Below are 17,251 nucleotides of genomic sequence, written 5' to 3'. Positions count from 1 at the left end.
CGCTTCAGCCCGCCGCAACGGTCTGCCCGCGCGGGTGGCGGGCCATCGCGATCATGCGCAGCGTCATCACGATCAGCAGCGGAATGAGGAACGCGGCATAGAGCGGCATCGCCGGCACGCGCTTGCCGAACGACACCATGAACTGAAACCAGAGATAATAGCCGCCGACCAGGTGCAGCGTACGCCAGGCGCGGCGCCCGATCAGCGCGGCGGCGCGGTCGAACGAGGTTGCGCTCATCGCGACGATGAAGCCATAGCCGATGCCGCCGAAAATGTAGGAGACGGCCGAGGTCGCCTCGGCAAAACTGGCAGGATCCATCCAGGCGAAAACAACGATCGCAACCGCGTGGATGGCGTGGGAGGCGGCAAAACTGAGGCCGAGATACCGGCGGTTGCGGCGCTGCCAGCGGGTCCATGCGTTGGGCCAAAGCCGCGCCATCGCTGCGGCGCTGAAGGCGAGGCAGAACAGCAGCAGCGAGCTGCGTGCGGTGAAGCGGATCACCATCCGCACGCCCTCGACCTCGAATTGCCGCATCGAGGCGATCCACATGCTGAGAAGGATCAGGCTGAGGGTGAGGGCGGCGAGCAGCCGCCAGCCTTCGAACCAGCTTTGACGTTGCAGCATGGTGATCTTCCTTCGTTATGTAATCATCGATTACATTTCGGCGCCGCGCGGCCGTCAATGGTGTAATCACCGCTTACATTCACGTTCGGGTGATGCTAGGAAGCGCCATGTCCGCCCGCCAGCCGTCCAAGCCGCGCGCCCGCCGCCCTGCAGCCCAGGCCAGGCCGTATCACCACGGCGACCTCCGCCGTGTCCTGATCGATGCCGCGCTGCAATTGGCGGCGGAGGGAGCGGAGGTCTCCGTTCGTGAGGCCGCGCGCCGGGCCGCGGTGTCGCCGGGCGCGCCGTTCCGGCACTTTCCAAACCGCGATGCACTGATGGCGGCGGCGGCCGAGGAGGCGCAGCGGCGTTTCCGTGCCGAGATCGAGGCCGCGCTGAGCGAGGCTCCGGCGGCCGGCCCGCTTGCCCGTTTCCGTGCCTTTGGCCTTGCTTACCTGCGCTGGGCGATGCGCAATCCCGCCCATTTCGAGATCATCTCCACCGGGCGCTATTTCGCCCATGGCAGCTCCGCGGAATTGACGCGCGACAATGCCGAGTTGATCGCGCTGACCGAGGGAATCCTGGCCGAGGCGGCGGAGCAGGGCCTGCTGCGGTCGGCGGACCTCAAGCGCATCCAGATCGCCGGCCGCGCCCTGGTCTACGGCTTCGCCCGGATGAATCTCGATGGCCACTTTCCGCGCTGGGGCGTCGAGGAGGGGGCGATCGAGCGGATGGCGGAAGGCGTGCTCGACCTCTTCATCGCCGGCATCGCAAAGCCTTAACCGAGCGAGCGGCTCGGCCCGCCGCCGTGCGGGCTTCGCCGGTCACTAACAATAAGCGAAGGTCGGGTCACCGCATGCGTTGCCTGTCCTTGACCGTTCCGTTACAGTTTTATGACACGGTGCAGGCTTCCGGCTGCTCCGGACGCCCCGTCACCGTCTCGAGGACCAGACGGCCTGGCATCACCGCGCCGGACTTGAAGTATAGCGTGTCGTCGATGGCGTCCGCGCCCAATCCAGGTCCTTCTGCCACGACCGCCGTGCTGGCGAGCGTCGCCGCGCTCGGCATCTGGCGGCTGCTCGCGGTTGCCGCGCCGCATCTGGCCGCGCTCGCGCTGATGTACCAGACCGAGACCGATTTCGGCTCGCGGCTCTCCTTCGCGCTGGCCTGGGGCATTCTCAATTTTTTCTGGATCACGCTGCTGCGCCGGCCGGCGCTATCAGGCGCGCTGTCGCTGACCATGGTCGTCGTGCTGGTGCTGCTGTCGCGGCTCAAGCACGACGTCGTCCAGATGACGGTCAACTTCATCGACCTGATGATGATCGACCGCGACACCGTCGCGTTCCTGTTCACGATCTTCCCGAATTTGCGCTGGTCGGTGATCCTGGCCGGCTTCGTCACGCTGCCGCTGATGTATGCGCTGTGGTGGCTCGATCCGTTCCGCATCCGCCGTCTGCCGGCGTTCGCCTGCAAGCTGGCCTGCCTTGCCGCCCTGGTCGGCTATTCGCTCTATCATCCGGACGAAGCCTGGCGCGGCTATTACGACGACGGCTATCTGTCGAAGTTCTTCCGATCCGGCGTCAGCTCGGTCTCCGATTTCGTGCAGTACGGCTTCATGGAATCGGCCGCCGCGACCAACGAGCGCCTCAACATGCCGCTGGTCGATTCCTGCCATCCTGCCGGACGCCGGCCGAACATCATCATGATCCATGATGAATCCAGCTTCGACATCCGCGCCGCCCAGGGCATCAAGGTGCCGCAGGGCTATGGCAGCCACTTCAAATCCTGGGACGGCAAGCAACGCACGTTCCTGGCCGAGAGCAATGGCGGGCCGAGCTGGTTCACCGAATACAACGTGCTTGCAGGCCTCTCCTCGCGCTCGTTCGGCCGCTTTGCCTATTTCGTGACGCGCATCGCCTCGAACCGCGTCGAGCGCGGGCTGCCGCTGGCGCTGCGCCGTTGCGGCTACGACACGATGTCGCTCTATCCCGCCCATGGCGGCTTCATGGCCGCGCGCAGCTTCCAGCTGACGACAGGCATCGAACGCTTCCTCGACGCCAAGGATCTCGGCGCCAAGGACGTCGAGCCCGACGGCTTCTTCTACGACAAGGCGCTCCAGCTGATGGGCCTGCAGCCGCCCAACAAGCCGCTGTTCACCTTCATCTATCTCGGTGCCAATCATTTCCCGTGGGAGACGCGCTTCCGTCCCGACCTGCTGCCGACCTGGCGCGCGCCGGGCAATGTGCCGTCCATCGACGAATATCTGCGTCGGCAGGCGATCAGCGCCGAGCAATACAAGGCGTTCGTCGCGGGCCTGAAGAAGACGTTCCCGGGCGAGCCCTTCCTGATCGTGCGCTATGGCGATCATCAACCCGAGTTCGCGCCTGCTATCCTCGAGCCCGGGCTCGACGAGGGCGCTCTCGGCAAGAAGCTGGACGCCTACGATCCGCGCCTCTACGCGACCTATTACGCGATCGACGCCGTCAATTTCGAGCCGGTGAAGAGTGCTGCCGTGATGGACACGATCGACGGCCCCTATCTGCCGCTGGTGATCCAGGAGGCCGCCGGCATCCCGCTCGATCCGTCCTTCGCCGAGCAGAAGGAGATCATGCTCCGCTGCAAGGGCGTGTTCTACAGCTGCAAGGACGGCGTCGAAGCGCGGCGGCTGAACCGCCTGCTGATCAACGCGGGGATCATCAGGGGGCTGTAGGCTCTACCGCCATCCTGAGAATCCGTAGGGTGGGCATAGCGACTTGTCCGCCGTAGCTCGAAGAGCGAAGGCGGAAGCGTGCCCACCACCTCTCACACGCATCCAGCGACCGTGGGCACGGCGCTTGCGCGCTTTTGCCCACCCTACGAAATCTCAACCTACCGCCCGCCCACCTTCTCCCACAGCCACCTCGCGACCGCATCCGGCGAGGAATTCGCGTCATTGCCGCTGGCGCGCAGGTTCGCCTCGCGCATGGCGGCGATGTCGATCTTGCCGAGCAGCGGTTGCAGTGCTGCCTTGAGCCGCTCGTCCCCGGCGCGCTTCGGTGCGAGCAGGAGGATCGCGTCGTAGGGCGGAATCGCGTGCCTGGGATCGTCGAGCGCGACAAGGTCGTATTTCGCGATCAACCCGTCGCTGGTGTAGCCGGCGATCACGTCGACTTCGCCGCTCGCAACCGCTGCATACATGAAATCTGGCTGCATCTGGCGCTGGGCGCGGAACGAAAGGCCGTAGGCCTTTTGCAGCGCCGCCCATTCCGGCCGCGAGAAGAACTCGTAGTCGCCGGCAATCGATAGCGTCGATGCGTGCGCCGCGAGATCGGCAATGGTCCGGATGCCAAGCGCTTCGGCTCGCTTCTTCGGAAGCACCAACGCATAGGCGTTCTCGAAGCCGAGCTCGCCGAGCAGGGTGATGTTGTCCTTTGCCAGGCTTGCCTTCAAGTCCGTCAACAGCTCTGCGCGCGGCTTGATGTCGGTGCGATGCAGCTGATTGGCCCAGAGCGTGCCGGAATAATCGACATAGAGATCGATGTCGCCGGCCTTCAACGCCCCGAAGATCACGCTGGAGCCGAGGCCCGAGCGCGTCGTCGCGGGCAGACCGGCGGCCTGGAGGCGGTCCCTGAGCAGGGCCGACAGCACATATTGCTCGGCGAAGGTCTTGGCGCCGACGACATAGCCCTGCGACGAGCGTCCCATCGTCGGCACCAGCGTTGCAGCGACCAGCGCCGCGATACCGGCTGCGCCGAGCGCGGTGCGGGCGCGGCTGCGCTGGCGCAGGCCGCCCTCGATCAGGCCGAGCAGCTGATCGACGGCGAGCGCCAGCAGCGCCGAGGCAAAGCAGCCGAACAGCACGAACACCCAGTTCTGGGTTTGAAGCCCGGCAAAGATGTAATTGCCGAGGCTGGTCTGCCCGATCGGCGTCGACAGCGTCGCGGTGCCGATCACCCACACCGCGGCGGTGCGGATGCCCGCCATCATCACCGGCAGCGCCAGCGGCAGCTCGACCATGACGAGCGACTGCCGCGCGGTCATGCCGACGCCCTTGGCGGCCTCGATCAGCGCGGGATCGATGCCGTTGAGCCCGGTGATGCCGTTGCGCAGCACCGGCAGCATCGAATAGAGCGCCAGCGCCAGCATCGCCGGCAGGAAGCCGAACGCCGAGAAGGATACGCCGAACCAGGCCAGCGTCACCGAGGCGGCCAGCAGCAGCAGCGGATAGAACAGCGCGAGCAGCGCCAGGCCCGGCACTGTCTGCACGATGCTGGCGATTGCGAGCAGGATGGCTCGCGGCGCCGGACGGTTGCGCGTCAGGATCGCCAGCGGCAGGCTGCCGGCAAGGCCAAGCGCGAGCGCGGCGAGGCTCACCCGCACATGATTGCCGAGATAATCGGGCAAATGCGCCAGCGCCTCGCCCCAGCGTGGATCGGAAAACAGGCTCATGCCGCACCGCTTTGTGGCAGCAGCGCGTTCAGCCGCTCGACCTGGCGCCGCGGCGTACGCAGCAGCTCCAGCACGTAAGCGTCGCTGTTGTTCGAGAGCTCGGTGGGGGTGCCCTGCGCGAGCAGCTGTCCGCTGCGCATCACCGCGATGCGGTCGGCGAGCAGGATCGCCTCCGTCATGTCATGCGTGATCATCACGGTGGTCAGGCCGAGCTTGCGGTGCAGCGAACGATAGTCGTCGCCGAGCGCATCGCGGGTGATGGGATCGAGCGCGCCGAACGGCTCGTCCATCAGCACGATGCGGGGCCTTGCCGCCAGCGCCCGCGCCACGCCGACGCGCTGGCGCTGGCCGCCGGAGAGCGCCTCCGGCAGACGGCTGCGATGCGCGTCACGGTCGAGCTGCACGAGCTCCAGCAGCTCGTCTACGCGCGCTGCGATATCGGCCGCTGGCTGGCCCAGCAGTTTCGGCGTGATCCCGATATTGTCGGCGACGCTCAGATGCGGAAACAGCCCGCCGCTCTGGAACACGTAGCCGATCCGCCGCCGCAGCGCGACCGGATCGACGCTTTGCACGTCCTCGCCTTCGACCGTGATGGTGCCGCCCTCGGCCTCGATCAGCCGGTTGGCGAGCCGCAGCAGCGTGGTCTTGCCGGAGCCCGAGCCGCCGACGATCGCCACAAACTCGCCCTCGGCGATGTCGAGCGACAAATCTTCCACGGCCTTGAGCGAGCCGAAGCTCTTGGTGACCTGGGCATAGCTGATGGCTGGCTTGGAAGGCATCGCAGGTGAGCTCGCTTTTCTCTTACCCTCCCCTGGAGGGGGAGGGTCGATCGCGCGCTGCGCGAGCGGGGTGGGGTGGTCTCTCAACCCGGGCAGTGTTGGACGTGGAGAGACCGTCACCCCACCCCGTCTCACATTTCGCTGGCGCTCATGTGAGCCGACCCTCCCCCTCCAGGGGAGGGTAAGAGCGCGGCGACGCCCATGCGTAGCACGCTTGGCGGCTTGATTGAACTTGGCCGCGCGAGCGGCTAAGGCATCGGGCCAAGTTCGGAGGGAATATATGTCAACGCCAACGGCAGTGGCGCTGGAAGATGCCAAGGTTGCGTTCCGGCTCGGGGACGGGCGGGTCTATACAGCGGTGGAAAAGGCCCACCTCACAGTGGCGCAAGGCGAGTTCGTCGCCATCGTCGGGCCCACGGGCTGCGGGAAATCGACGCTGCTCAACGTTGCGGCCGGGCTGCTGAAGCCGGCCGCCGGCAGCATCAGGATTTTCGACCGGCCGCTCGCGGGGCTGAACCGGGATGCCGGCTACCTGTTCCAGGCCGACGCGCTGTTCCCGTGGAAGACCGCCCTCGACAATGTCGCGATCGGGCTGGAGATCAAGGGCACGCCGCGCGCCGAGGCACTGCCGCGCGCACAGAAATGGCTGACCTCGGTCGGCCTTGGCGCGTTCGCGGGTCGCTATCCGCACATGCTCTCGGGCGGCCAGCGCAAGCGCGTGGCGCTGGCGCAGGTGCTGATCCGCGATCCGAAAATCCTCTTGATGGACGAGCCGTTCGGGCCGCTCGATGCGCAGACCCGCCAGGTGATGGGCAACCTGCTGCTGGACCTCTGGAACGCCGACCGCAAGGCCGTGCTGTTCGTCACCCATGATCTCGAAGAGGCGATCGCGCTCGCCGACCGCGTCGTGATCATGTCGGCCGGGCCGTCCTCGCGCATCATCGGCGACTGGCAGGTGAGCCTGCCGCGGCCGCGCGACATCTTCGAGGTGCGACTGGACAAGGAGTTCCATGCGCTCCACCGCGAGATCTGGAGCGTGCTCAAGGACGAGGTGATGAAGGGCTACGCGCAATCCACCCAAGCGGCGGAGGCGGTCTGATGTCGCGCCCGACGCTGTTTGCGCTGCAAGTCCTGGTCGCGGTCGTCTGCATCGTGCTGTGGCAGGTGCTGTCGACCGTTCCCGTGTTCGGCAAGATCCTGCTGCCGCCGTTCTTCTTCTCCAACCCGTTCGACGTCTTCAGCCAGATCGTGAAGTGGTTCTCTTCCGGCGTGATCTGGAAGCACCTCGGCATCACGTTGGCGGAATCGATCCTCGCCTTCGTGATCGGTTCGCTCGGCGGCGTGCTGGTCGGCTTCTGGTTCGCGCGCCAGCCGATTGTAGCGGCAGTGTTCGACCCCTACGTCAAGATGGTCAACGCGCTGCCGCGCGTGGTGCTGGCGCCGATCTTCGCGCTGTGGCTGGGCCTCGGCATCTGGTCCAAGGTCGCGCTCGGCGTGACCTTGGTGTTCTTCATCGTGTTCTTCAACGTCTATCAGGGCGTCAAGGAGGTCAGCCGCACCGTGCTCGACAATGGCCGCATGCTCGGCATGAGCGAGCGGCAGCTGATGCGGCACGTCTATTGGCCCTCGGCGCTGTCCTGGATGTTCTCCTCGCTGCACACCTCGGTCGGCTTTGCCGTGGTCGGCGCGGTCGTCGGCGAATATCTGGGATCGGCAGCGGGCCTCGGCTATCTCATCCAGCAGGCGGAGGGCGTGTTCGACGTCGCCGGCGTGTTCGCCGGCATGTTCGTGCTGTCGGCGTTCGTGATCCTGATCGACTATGGGGTCACGCTGGTGGAGCGGCGCCTGTTGGTGTGGCGGCCGACGGCGTCGGATGGGCGCGGCTAGGGCGCGAGGCGGGACCCGCGTATCGGCGCGGGCCCCAATCGCGAAGCCTCAATCCAGCAGCTTGGTGTCGTCGGGCGCCTGCGGCGGCGTCTTGATCGCGATCGCCTTGACCTGTCCGCTGATCGGCTTGGTGCCGCCATGCGGCGTGCCCTTCGGGATGATGACGAGGTCGCCCGGCTTGACCGTGACTTCCTTGTCGCCGAGCCAGATCGTGCCGGTGCCGTCCAGGATGTACTGGATCTCGTTGGTGTTGGGATGCATGTGCTTGGGCACATTGCCGACCTGGATCGAGATCGTGGCGCCGTCGGCGCTCGCGAACATTTTTGAGCGGTAGCCGACATTGTTGGCGGCGCCGAGCGCATCGCCCTCCATCTCGCCGGTGTGGATGATCTGCGCGGTGATGTTCTCGGCGGCCAGCGCCGGCCGGAGCAGCTGGTTCGCGGCGCATCCGGCGGCAAAGGCGGCGGCGATCGACAGCCCGATTGCAAGGCGATTCATGGATGATCCTCCCCATCACGAGTTTGTTGTTGTACCCGCATGCTATTGCGCCAAAAGGCCGATGGCCAGTGCCTTAGGCCACGCTTCTCAAGCCCGTCGCGCTGCTCTATGGTGCCGCCGGCCGAACGGAGGAAACCAATGAAGAACACGATTGCCAGGCTCGCCGCGGCGCTGCTCGCGCTGACGCTCACCACCGGATTTGCGGCGGCGCAAAGCAAGGTCACCATCGCGGTCGGCGGCGGCTCCTGCCTGTGCTATTTGCCGACGGTGCTGGCCAAGCAGCTCGGCGAATACGAGAAGGCCGGCCTCGATGTCGAGCTGGTCGACCTCAAGGGCGGCTCGGACGCGCTCAAGGCCGTGCTCGGCGGCAGCGCCGACGTCGTGTCCGGCTATTTCGACCATTGCGTCAATCTGGCCGCCAAGAAGCAGGAGCTCCAGGCTTTCGTGGTCTATGACCGCTATCCCGGCCTCGTGCTCGTGGTCGCGCCCTCGCGCACCAACGACATCAAGTCGGTCAAGGATCTCGCCGGCAAGAAGGTCGGCGTCAGCGCGCCCGGTTCCTCGACCGACTTCTTCCTGAAGTACATGCTCAAGAAGAACGGCATCGATCCGACCAGCGCCGCCGTGATTGGCGTCGGCCTCGGCGCCACCGCGGTCGCCGCGATGGAGCAGGGCCAGATCGACGCGGCCGTGATGCTCGACCCCTCCGTCACCGTGCTGCAGGGCAGCCACAAGGATTTGCGCATCCTCTCCGACACGCGGACGCAGAAGGACACGCTCGAGACCTTCGGCGGCGAATATCCCGGCGGCGCGCTGTACTCGACCGCGGCCTGGGTTGCCAAGCACGAGAAGGAGACACAGGCGCTCACCAACGCGATCCTCGCCACGCTCGCCTGGATCCATTCGCACAGCCCTGAGGAGATCATGGCGAAGATGCCGGAGGAGACAGTCGGCAAGAACAAGGATCTCTATCTCGCCGCGCTGAAGAACACGATCCCGATGTACTCGGAGACCGGCAAGATGGACCCGAAGGGCGCGGATGCCGTGCTCGCGGTGTTCAGCGTCGGCTCGCCCGAGGTGGCGAACGCCAAGATCGACGTCAGCAAGACCTTCACCAACAAGTTCGTCGAGCAGGCCAAGAAGACCACGGGGAACGCCAAATAGCTGACGCGAAGGCGTGATAGTCGCCCCCTCATGACGTCACCGATCATTCATCGCGTCACGACGCTTGCTCTTGCCGTGCGGCCGATCGTCTGGCCGTTCGCCGAGGAGCGCCGGGCCGAGATCGCGGCGCACTTCGCCGAAAAGCAGCGTGAGCGGCCGAAGATCTGGAACGGCCGCGTCCTGATGGGACGCGATCCCGTATTCGCGGACGGTCATTTCACTGCGACCTATTTCGAGACCGACTTCGCAAGCTTCCTTGCCTGGCGCGACTGGGGCTTTCCCGGCGCGCCCGTGTTCAACGGGTTTGGCATGGGCGCGCTGCGCACGTCCGACGGCGCCTTCCTGATGGGCGAGATGGCGCAGCACACCGCGAACGCAGGCCGCATCTATTTCCCGTCGGGCACGCCCGATCTCGACGATGTCAGGGATGGGATGCTGGACATTCCCGGCAGCGTCGTCCGCGAAATCCAGGAAGAGACCGGCTTGACGGCGGCGGACTATCGGGCCGAGCCGGACTGGTATTGCGTCGTCAGCGGCCCCACGATTGCGATGATGCAGGTGCTCAACCTCGATATGCCCGGCGACGAGGCTCGCGCCCGGATCGAAACCAATCTCGCCCGTGAGCACGAGCCGGAATTGTCGGCGATTCATCTCGTGCGCGGGACGGGTGATCTCACGCCGACCATGCCGCGATTTGTCACGGCCTTTATCGAGCAGCAGTTCGCCTCGCGCTGATGCGCGAGGCTTGACATCCCTGCGCTCTGCCCATGTGATGGGGGCAACCAAAAGCAAGACGAATGCAATGCACAATCGTCCAGGGAGGTTTTGATGCGCCTGCGCATGGCTGCCCGATTGGTACGTGGGCTGGTGATCGCGATATCCGCGACGAGCCTGGCGGTGGCCGCCCAGGCTCAGGACAAGAAGATCAAGATCGGCGTCGTTTTTGATTTGACCGGACCTCTGGCCGGCGGCGGTTCCGAACTCGGCTATATCGGCGCAAAGATCATCCTCGACCATTTCGCCAAGACCGGCGTCGAAGGATACAAGATCGAGGCGGTCTATGCCGATGCGCAGAGCAAGCCCGACATCGCCATCAACGAATCCGTCCGCCTGCTCGAGCAGGAGAAGGTCGACATGGTGCTCGGCTTCTTCTCCTCGGCGCAGTGCGTGCCGGTGGCCGCCCGCGTCGAGCAGCTCAAGAAGTTCATGTGGATGACGACCTGCATCTCGTCCGCCGTGTTCAACGAGAAGGGCTACAAATACGTCTTCCGCCCGCAGGCGAGCGGCGACCAGTTCGGCATGATGACGATGGATTTCATCGCGCAGAACGCCAAGGCGAAGTTCGACAAGGAGCCGAAGGACCTGCGCGTCGCCATCATCCACGAGGACGGCGCCTATGGCGTCGACGTCTCCAAGGGCAACGAGGCAGGCGCGAAGAAAGCCGGCTTCAACGTCGTGATGAAGGAGGGCTATTCGGCGACCGCGCCCGATCTATCGGCGCTGGTGACCAAGCTCAAGCGTGCCAAGCCCGACGTGATCTTCCACACCGGCTACAACCCCGACATCACGCTGCTGCTCCGCCAGGCCCGCGAGCAGGGCCTGAAGTTCGGCGCGCTGATGGGCCATGGTGCGGGCTACGGCGTCTATGAGAAGCTGAAGGAAGGCATGGGGGCCGACGCCACCTACATCTTCAACGCCGACCCGATCTCGATCTGGCTCGCCAACCAGAAGACCATGGATCCGAAGCTCCCGCCCGTGATCAAGATGGTCGGCGAGGAGTTTGACAAGATCAGGCCCGGGGTTGCCATCCGCTCCGCCCATGTCGGCATCGGCGCGTCCAACACTTACGTGTTCATGGCCGACGTGCTGCCGCGCGCGATCAAGAAATATGGCGGTGTCGATCCCGAGGCGCTGCGCAAGGCGGCGCTCGACACCGACATCCCCGAAGGTGGCACCATGCTCGGCTTCGGCGTGAAGTTCTACGGCGAGGGCAGCCCCATGGCCGGGCAGAACGAGCGCTCGTTCCCCGTCGTGATCCAGTACATCGACGACAAGTCCTCCGTGGTGTGGCCGAAGAGCCAGGCGCAGCGCGAAGCCGTGCTGCCGCTGCCGAAAGGCACCACCTACAGCAACCAATAGCGGCGGAGTGTCTGGTGCTGGAGGTCAGTGGGCTGGTGAAGCGGTTCGGCGGCTTCACCGCCGTCAACAACGTGTCGTTTCGGGTTGATCAGGGCGAGATCCTCGGCCTGATCGGGCCGAACGGTTCGGGCAAGAGCACGATCTTCAACATGCTCTCCGGCACGCTCGCGCCGACATCGGGCTCGATCGTGTTCGGCGGCTCCGAGATCGCGGGCCTCGCACCGCACCGGATCATCAACAGCGGAATCGGCCGCACCTTCCAGATTCCGCGGCCGTTCCGCCGCCTGACCATCTTCGAGAACGTCGCGCTCGCCGGCTTTTACGGCCAGGGTCGCCACAGCCGCATCAAGGCCGAGGAAGCGGCCGAACGGTCACTCGCGATGGTCGGTCTGCCGACCGATCGCCATGCCAGCGTCGACGGTCTCGGCGCAGCGGGGTTGAAGAAGCTCGAGCTTGCGAAAGCGCTCGCCACGGCGCCAAAGCTGCTGCTGGCCGACGAGAGCCTCGGCGGTCTCGACGAAACCGAGATGGATCAGGCCGCCGACATGTTGCGCAACATCCGCGACGAGCTGGGCATCACCATCATCTGGGTCGAGCACATCATGGGCGTGCTGATGCGCGTCGTCGATCGCGTCATGGTGCTCGATCACGGCGAGAAGATCTCGGAAGGCCTGCCGAGCGCGGTCGCGGGCGACCCGCGCGTCATCGAGGTCTATCTCGGCACCGATGCCGAGACCACGCAGGCCGCGGCCGCCGAAGCGCGCCGCCGCGCGGGAGGCTAGGCATGCTGGAGCTCCGCGCGGTCAATGCCGGCTATGGCACGTTCCAGGCGCTGTTCGATGTCAATCTCGACGTGAAGGCCGGCGAAGCCGTCGGCGTCATCGGCCCCAATGGCGCCGGCAAGACCACCCTGATGCGTGTCGTCTCCGGCCTGATCCGGCCCTCGCGCGGCTCGATCCGGATGGAGGTGACAGACGTCGTGGCGACTCCGCCGCACAAGATCGTCAGCCTCGGCATTGCGCATGTGCCGGAAAACCGGCGGCTGTTTCCGCAGCTCTCGGTCGACGACAATCTCAAGATGGGCGCCTTCATGAAGGAGGCGCGCAGTCAGTATGCCGAGCGGCTCGAAGTGGTGTTCGACCTGTTTCCGCGCCTGAAGGAACGGCGCCACCAGATGGCCGGCACCATGTCCGGCGGCGAGCAGCAGATGTGCGCGATCGGCCGTGCGCTGATGTCCAATCCAAAGCTGCTGCTGCTCGACGAGCCCTCGGCCGGCCTCGCGCCGGTCGTGGTGCAGCAGGTGTTCGAGCTGGTGAAGCGGATCCGCGCCAGCGGGCTGACTGTGCTGATCGTGGAGCAGAACGTGCAGCAAGTGCTGAAAGTGGTCGATCGCGCCTATCTGATCGAGGCGGGCACCATCCGGGCATCCGGCACGTCCGCCGAGATGCTGGCGAGCGACACGGTCAAGGAAGCGTATCTCGGGGTGTGAGGGGCATGCAGGCATTCTTGGACGTCTTCGACATCTATCTGCTGGAGGCCGTGATCAACGGCATCCTGCTCGGCGGCGTGCTGGCGCTGCTCGCGCTCGGGCTGAACCTGATCTTCGGCGTGATCGACGTGACCTGGATCTGCTATGCCGAGCTGGTGATGATCGGCATGTACGCCATGTATTTCATGGTGCAGTATTACGGCGTCAGCTATTTCGTCGCCGCGCCCTTCACCATCCTGCTGGTCGCGATCCTCGGCGCGGCGCTGCATTACCTCGTGATCGCGCCGCTGTTGACTGCGCCGCCGATCAACCAGCTGCTTGCGACCGGCGGCGTGCTGTTCGTGCTGCAGAGCTTTGCCACCGTCGCCTTCGGCATCGATTTCCGCAATCTCGGCATCCGCTTGCCAGTGCTCGCCCTCGGCGACATGAATTTCAGCTACGCGCGGCTACTGTCGTTCCTGGCCGCGCTGGTCGGCATGGTCGCCGTCTATCTGTTCATGACCCGCACCTTCACCGGCACCGCGATCCGCGCCATCTCGCAGGACCGGCAGATCATGGCGTTGATGGGCGTCGACACCAAGCGGATCTATCTCATCACCTCCGCGCTCGGCGGCGCGCTCGCGGGGCTCGCCGCCTGCCTGCTGGTGCTGCAATATGACGTGCACCCCTTCGTCGGCCTGTCCTTCGGGCCGATCACCTTCCTGATCTGCGTGCTCGGCGGGCTCGGCAATTTCATCGGCGGCTTCATCGCCGCCTTCGTGTTCGCCGAGATCATCTCGCTCGGCGGCCTGTTCTCCGACCTCGAATGGGGTTATGTGCTCGCCTTCGCCTTTTTCATCGTCATGATGTTCATCCGGCCCGCGGGCCTGCTCGCGAGGCGCCGATGATGGGGCAGGGGCGGCTTGCGGCATGGGGGATTGGGCTGGCGGCGCTGGTCGCGCTGCCCTTCGTCTATCGCGATCCCTATCATCTGCACATCCTGGTGCTGATCCTGATCTGGTCGTTCGCCTACACGTCGTGGTCGATGATGGGGCGGTTCGGCCTCGTCTCGCTCGGCCATGGCGGCTTCATGGGGATCGGCGCCTATGTCACCGCGCTGCTGTGGAATCACCTCGGCGTATCGCCCTGGATCGGCATTCCCGTCAGCATGGTCGCTGCCGGCGCACTGGCGCTGATCGTCGGTTATCCCTGCTTCCGCTTCCGCATCACCGGACACTATTTCGTGCTGGTGACGCTGGCGCTGTCGGGCATCGTGCTCCAGGTCATCACGGCGACGCGCGACTACACCGGCGGCTCGCTGGGCTACACGCCGAATCGAACCTCGGGCAACAAGCTGCTGGCACTGCAGTTCGACGACAAGACGACCTGGTATCTGATTGCGCTCGGGGTCTGGCTGTTCGGCATCGTGGTCTGGCACTGGGTCGACCGCAGCATGAGCCGCTATGCGCTGGAGGCGATCTCGGAGGACGAGGACGCAGCCGCCGCCGCCGGCGTCGACGTCACCGGGGAGAAGCTGAAGATCACGCTGCTCAGTGCGCTGATGACGGCGCTCGCGGGCGCGATCTACTGCCAGTACCAGATGTTCATCACGCCCGACACCGTCAGCGGCATCGCGGTGTCGCTGCAGATGGTGTTCGCGGCCATCGTGGGTGGCCTGTTCGTCTCGCTCGGTCCGACCTTTGGCGCCGTGATCACCATCCTGCTGGCGGAAACCCTTCGCATCGGCTTTGGCACCAAGGCGGTCGGCTGGGACAATCTCGTCTACGGCGTGCTGCTGGTCCTTTTCATCATATTCCTTCCCAAGGGCATCCTTGGTAGCTTGCTCGACCGACTGAAGCCGCAACCCAAGGTGCCCCGCGCTCATGAGCAAGAAGCCGTCCAAATCGCTCGCCCAGGAACTTGACCGCTACATCACGCCATTCCGCTACGATGGATCGGGCAAGTTTCATCTCAAGGCGCACAAGACCGACGAGAAGGGCGATCTCGACAAGGAGAAGTCGCTGGCGATTCTCGACGCCAACAAGAAGCGGCTGATCGGGTTTCAGGAGAAGCTCTATGCCCAGGACCGCTGGTCGCTCCTGATCGTATTTCAGGCCATGGACGCCGGCGGCAAGGACAGCGCCATCAAGGCGATCTTCGAGGGCATCAACCCGCAGGGCTGCGAGGTGACCGCCTTCAAGGCGCCGAGCAAGAACGAGCTCGACCACGATTTCCTTTGGCGGCACGCGGTCGCGCTGCCCGAACGCGGCCATATCGGCATCTTCAATCGCTCGCACTACGAGGAATGCCTCGTCACGCGCGTTCATCCGCAACTTCTGGCCAACGAGAAGCTGCCGTCAAAGCTCCTCACCAAGAACATCTGGAACGAGCGGTTCGAGGACATTGCCGCCTGGGAGCGGTATCTCTGCCGCAACGGCACCGTGGTGCTGAAGTTCTTCCTCAACGTCTCCAGAGAGGAGCAGCGCAAGCGCTTCCTCGACCGGCTGGAGGAGCCGGCCAAGCAATGGAAGTTCTCGATGGACGACATCAAGGAGCGCGCGCTGTGGCCGCGCTACCAGGCGGTCTACCAGGATATCGTCCGGCACACCTCTACGCCGCATGCGCCGTGGTATGTCGTGCCCGCGGACCACAAATGGTTCGCGCGCGTCGTGATCGGCTCGGTGATCAATGCCGCGCTCGAAAAGCTCGACCTGCGTTTCCCCCGCGCCGACAAGGCCTCGGTGGCGGAGTTCGACGAGGTGCGCAAGGCCTTGGAGAAAGAGGGGACGGGAGGCAAGAAGAAAGCAAAGTGACAGCCAATCGGACCGTCGACCGCAAGACCGTCAATTTCGCGCTCCAGGGCGGCGGCGCGCACGGCGCCTTCGTCTGGGGCGTGCTCGACCAGGTGCTCGAAGACGGCAGGCTCACGATCGAGGCGGTCAGCGCGACCAGTGCCGGCGCCATGAATGCGGTGGCGATGGCTTCCGGCATGGCGCACGGGGGCGCGGAGGCCGCGCGGGAGAGCCTGCACGCATTCTGGTACGAAGTGTCTCGCATGGACATGGCATACGATTTGATGTCGCCGCTGAACCAGTGGATCCAGGCCCTGAAGCTGCCGCCGGAATATCATCCGGTTCACGCCGTCATCCACACGTTGACGCACACGCTGCCGCCGGGTCTGCTCAATCCCTTTCATTTCAATCCGCTCCGGTCGCTCTTGCAGCGGGTCGTCGATTTCGACCGGCTCAATTCCTCGCCCGAGGCACCGCAACTGTTCCTCAACGCGACCAACGTCCGCACCGGCAAGATCAAGGTATTTCAGAGCCCGCATCTCACCGCAGATACCGTGCTGGCCTCGGCCTGCCTGCCGCCCTATTTCCAGGCCGTCGAGATCGACGGCGAACATTATTGGGACGGCGGCTACCTCGGCAATCCCGCGATCTTCCCGCTGATCTACCGCAAGGGCAGCCACGACGTCGTCGTCGTGCAGGTCACGGCCATCCGGCGCGACGAGCTGCCGACGAGCGCGGCCGACGTCCTCCATCGCATCAACGAGATCAGCTTCAATTCGTCCCTGATGCGTGAGATGCGCGCGATCGCCTTCGCCACACGGCTGATCGACGATGGCGAGCTCGACAGCGGCAAGCACAGCCGCATGTACATGCACTGGATCGGCAACGACCAGCTGATGTCGCAGCTCGGCACGGCCACGCAATTCCATCCCGAATGGAGCCTGTTGTGCCGCCTGCGCGACGAGGGCCGTTCGGCGGCGCGAAGCTGGCTGGCGCGCAACTTCGACCAGGTCGGGATCGCCTCGACGGTGGACCTGGCCGACATGTTTCTCTAGGCCACAGACAAAAACTACGAAAACGACCCCATGCACAGTAGCCGGGCGCAGCGGAATCAATGGCTTGCCGGTGGGTGTCGTATGAATGCTGATTTTGCGAAATCGAGTTGGCGCGTCGGGCAAAACAGGGACATGATGTCACCATGCCCATCCGGGGAACCGGCACATTCAAATGTGATCTTTCACATCATTGATCTCGCTTGACAGTTTTGTGGCACAGGAGGAGCATTCCGCTGGTCGCAATAAGCGACGCGCAACGTCCACCTCATGAGCAAGGGGAGGTCTATGACTCCACCTCCGCAAATCCAGCCGCGTTAAGTGCGATGGAGCTCGTTCGGACTATCGCATAGCGGCGGAAACCGCGAACGGCACGCCGGGTCAAGGTTTAGCGGGCTGCATCAGTGAGGCAGAGCCCCTACCTTCCCGGCGCTGTATTT

Annotated in this window: 17 protein-coding genes; 13 read left to right on the top strand and 4 right to left on the bottom strand. The window is 64.9% G+C overall.

Going from position 1 to position 17,251, the window contains the following annotated elements:
* Positions 1-4: 4 nt before the first annotated feature.
* Positions 5-625: a hypothetical protein gene (locus GGD67_RS23130; protein ID WP_179736085.1), complete on the bottom strand. Its 621-nt coding sequence runs from the start codon at positions 623-625 to the stop codon at positions 5-7.
* Between the two features lie 107 nt (positions 626-732).
* On the opposite strand from GGD67_RS23130, the gene GGD67_RS23125 reads away from it, so the two are divergent.
* Together GGD67_RS23125 and GGD67_RS23120 are read left to right on the top strand one after the other, a co-directional pair.
* The gene (locus GGD67_RS23125) at positions 733-1,386 is read left to right on the top strand and encodes a TetR/AcrR family transcriptional regulator (RefSeq protein WP_246784434.1); all 654 of its coding nucleotides are present in this window, start codon (positions 733-735) and stop codon (positions 1,384-1,386) included.
* Between the two features lie 215 nt (positions 1,387-1,601).
* Positions 1,602-3,314 carry a sulfatase-like hydrolase/transferase gene (locus GGD67_RS23120; RefSeq protein ID WP_179736081.1) on the top strand — a complete coding sequence of 571 codons (1,713 nt, stop codon included), beginning with the start codon at positions 1,602-1,604 and terminating at the stop codon, positions 3,312-3,314.
* 158 nt (positions 3,315-3,472) lie between these two features.
* On the opposite strand, the gene GGD67_RS23115 is transcribed toward GGD67_RS23120, so the two are convergent.
* Both GGD67_RS23115 and GGD67_RS23110 read right to left on the bottom strand, forming a co-directional pair.
* Positions 3,473-5,032: a glycine betaine ABC transporter substrate-binding protein gene (locus GGD67_RS23115; protein WP_179736079.1), complete on the bottom strand. Its 1,560-nt coding sequence runs from the start codon at positions 5,030-5,032 to the stop codon at positions 3,473-3,475.
* Entirely contained in the window at positions 5,029-5,811 is a 783-nt protein-coding gene (locus GGD67_RS23110) for an ABC transporter ATP-binding protein (protein WP_179736077.1), read from the bottom strand. Before GGD67_RS23110 ends, GGD67_RS23115 begins: the two co-directional genes overlap by 4 nt.
* A gap of 280 nt (positions 5,812-6,091) precedes the next feature.
* Here GGD67_RS23110 and GGD67_RS23105 point away from each other — a divergent pair, with 280 nt between their 5' ends.
* Together GGD67_RS23105 and GGD67_RS23100 are read left to right on the top strand one after the other, a co-directional pair.
* The gene (locus GGD67_RS23105; protein WP_179736075.1) at positions 6,092-6,910 is read left to right on the top strand and encodes an ABC transporter ATP-binding protein; all 819 of its coding nucleotides are present in this window, start codon (positions 6,092-6,094) and stop codon (positions 6,908-6,910) included.
* Positions 6,910-7,698 (top strand): ABC transporter permease, encoded by a 789-nt coding sequence (locus GGD67_RS23100; protein WP_018319734.1) that lies wholly within the window; start codon positions 6,910-6,912, stop codon positions 7,696-7,698. Before GGD67_RS23105 ends, GGD67_RS23100 begins: the two co-directional genes overlap by 1 nt.
* A gap of 48 nt (positions 7,699-7,746) precedes the next feature.
* On the opposite strand, the gene GGD67_RS23095 is transcribed toward GGD67_RS23100, so the two are convergent.
* A complete protein-coding gene (locus GGD67_RS23095) occupies positions 7,747-8,196 on the bottom strand; it encodes a cupin domain-containing protein (protein ID WP_018319735.1) in 450 nt (149 codons plus the stop codon).
* Between the two features lie 138 nt (positions 8,197-8,334).
* Here GGD67_RS23095 and GGD67_RS23090 point away from each other — a divergent pair, with 138 nt between their 5' ends.
* The 9 genes from GGD67_RS23090 to GGD67_RS23050 all read left to right on the top strand — a co-directional run bounded on the left by GGD67_RS23090 (position 8,335) and on the right by GGD67_RS23050 (position 16,814).
* Positions 8,335-9,360, top strand: a complete 1,026-nt coding sequence (locus tag GGD67_RS23090; protein ID WP_177236956.1) for an ABC transporter substrate-binding protein — start codon at positions 8,335-8,337, stop codon at positions 9,358-9,360.
* 30 nt (positions 9,361-9,390) lie between these two features.
* On the top strand, positions 9,391-10,095 hold the full coding sequence (locus GGD67_RS23085; RefSeq protein ID WP_179736073.1) for an NUDIX hydrolase: 705 nt from the start codon (positions 9,391-9,393) through the stop codon (positions 10,093-10,095).
* Positions 10,096-10,188: 93 nt separating this feature from the next.
* Entirely contained in the window at positions 10,189-11,499 is a 1,311-nt protein-coding gene (locus GGD67_RS23080; RefSeq protein ID WP_092253307.1) for an ABC transporter substrate-binding protein, read from the top strand.
* Between the two features lie 14 nt (positions 11,500-11,513).
* The gene (locus tag GGD67_RS23075) at positions 11,514-12,281 is read left to right on the top strand and encodes an ABC transporter ATP-binding protein (protein ID WP_018319739.1); all 768 of its coding nucleotides are present in this window, start codon (positions 11,514-11,516) and stop codon (positions 12,279-12,281) included.
* 2 nt (positions 12,282-12,283) lie between these two features.
* The gene (locus tag GGD67_RS23070; RefSeq protein ID WP_018319740.1) at positions 12,284-12,988 is read left to right on the top strand and encodes an ABC transporter ATP-binding protein; all 705 of its coding nucleotides are present in this window, start codon (positions 12,284-12,286) and stop codon (positions 12,986-12,988) included.
* A 5-nt stretch (positions 12,989-12,993) separates the two neighbouring features.
* The gene (locus GGD67_RS23065; RefSeq protein WP_092253303.1) at positions 12,994-13,875 is read left to right on the top strand and encodes a branched-chain amino acid ABC transporter permease; all 882 of its coding nucleotides are present in this window, start codon (positions 12,994-12,996) and stop codon (positions 13,873-13,875) included.
* Positions 13,872-14,891, top strand: coding sequence for a branched-chain amino acid ABC transporter permease (locus tag GGD67_RS23060; RefSeq protein WP_179736070.1), 1,020 nt, complete (start codon positions 13,872-13,874; stop codon positions 14,889-14,891). The genes GGD67_RS23065 and GGD67_RS23060 overlap by 4 nt, the downstream gene beginning before the upstream one ends.
* Complete coding sequence (locus GGD67_RS23055; RefSeq protein WP_018319743.1) at positions 14,851-15,780, top strand: polyphosphate kinase 2 family protein; 930 nt, start codon at positions 14,851-14,853, stop codon at positions 15,778-15,780. Before GGD67_RS23060 ends, GGD67_RS23055 begins: the two co-directional genes overlap by 41 nt.
* Positions 15,777-16,814, top strand: a complete 1,038-nt coding sequence (locus GGD67_RS23050) for a patatin-like phospholipase family protein (protein WP_179736068.1) — start codon at positions 15,777-15,779, stop codon at positions 16,812-16,814. Before GGD67_RS23055 ends, GGD67_RS23050 begins: the two co-directional genes overlap by 4 nt.
* Positions 16,815-17,251 lie beyond the last annotated feature (437 nt).

The sequence above is a fragment of the Bradyrhizobium sp. IAR9 genome (assembly GCF_013408065.1).
GTDB lineage: Bacteria > Pseudomonadota > Alphaproteobacteria > Rhizobiales > Xanthobacteraceae > Bradyrhizobium.
This window is presented reverse-complemented; position numbering and strand designations above follow the sequence as displayed.

Excerpts from the sequence above, each read along its gene's own strand:
- GGD67_RS23055 (WP_018319743.1), top strand. The coding sequence starts at position 14,851 with ATGAGCAAGAAGCCGTCCAAATCGCTCGCCCAGGAACTTGACCGCTAC.
- GGD67_RS23120 (WP_179736081.1), top strand. The coding sequence starts at position 1,602 with ATGGCGTCCGCGCCCAATCCAGGTCCTTCTGCCACGACCGCCGTGCTG.
- GGD67_RS23115 (WP_179736079.1), bottom strand. The coding sequence starts at position 5,032 with ATGAGCCTGTTTTCCGATCCACGCTGGGGCGAGGCGCTGGCGCATTTG.
- GGD67_RS23105 (WP_179736075.1), top strand. The coding sequence starts at position 6,092 with ATGTCAACGCCAACGGCAGTGGCGCTGGAAGATGCCAAGGTTGCGTTC.
- GGD67_RS23065 (WP_092253303.1), top strand. The coding sequence starts at position 12,994 with ATGCAGGCATTCTTGGACGTCTTCGACATCTATCTGCTGGAGGCCGTG.
- GGD67_RS23080 (WP_092253307.1), top strand. The coding sequence starts at position 10,189 with ATGCGCCTGCGCATGGCTGCCCGATTGGTACGTGGGCTGGTGATCGCG.
- GGD67_RS23070 (WP_018319740.1), top strand. The coding sequence starts at position 12,284 with ATGCTGGAGCTCCGCGCGGTCAATGCCGGCTATGGCACGTTCCAGGCG.
- GGD67_RS23090 (WP_177236956.1), top strand. The coding sequence starts at position 8,335 with ATGAAGAACACGATTGCCAGGCTCGCCGCGGCGCTGCTCGCGCTGACG.
- GGD67_RS23085 (WP_179736073.1), top strand. The coding sequence starts at position 9,391 with ATGACGTCACCGATCATTCATCGCGTCACGACGCTTGCTCTTGCCGTG.
- GGD67_RS23110 (WP_179736077.1), bottom strand. The coding sequence starts at position 5,811 with ATGCCTTCCAAGCCAGCCATCAGCTATGCCCAGGTCACCAAGAGCTTC.
- GGD67_RS23095 (WP_018319735.1), bottom strand. The coding sequence starts at position 8,196 with ATGAATCGCCTTGCAATCGGGCTGTCGATCGCCGCCGCCTTTGCCGCC.
- GGD67_RS23060 (WP_179736070.1), top strand. The coding sequence starts at position 13,872 with ATGATGGGGCAGGGGCGGCTTGCGGCATGGGGGATTGGGCTGGCGGCG.
- GGD67_RS23100 (WP_018319734.1), top strand. The coding sequence starts at position 6,910 with ATGTCGCGCCCGACGCTGTTTGCGCTGCAAGTCCTGGTCGCGGTCGTC.
- GGD67_RS23125 (WP_246784434.1), top strand. The coding sequence starts at position 733 with ATGTCCGCCCGCCAGCCGTCCAAGCCGCGCGCCCGCCGCCCTGCAGCC.
- GGD67_RS23130 (WP_179736085.1), bottom strand. The coding sequence starts at position 625 with ATGCTGCAACGTCAAAGCTGGTTCGAAGGCTGGCGGCTGCTCGCCGCC.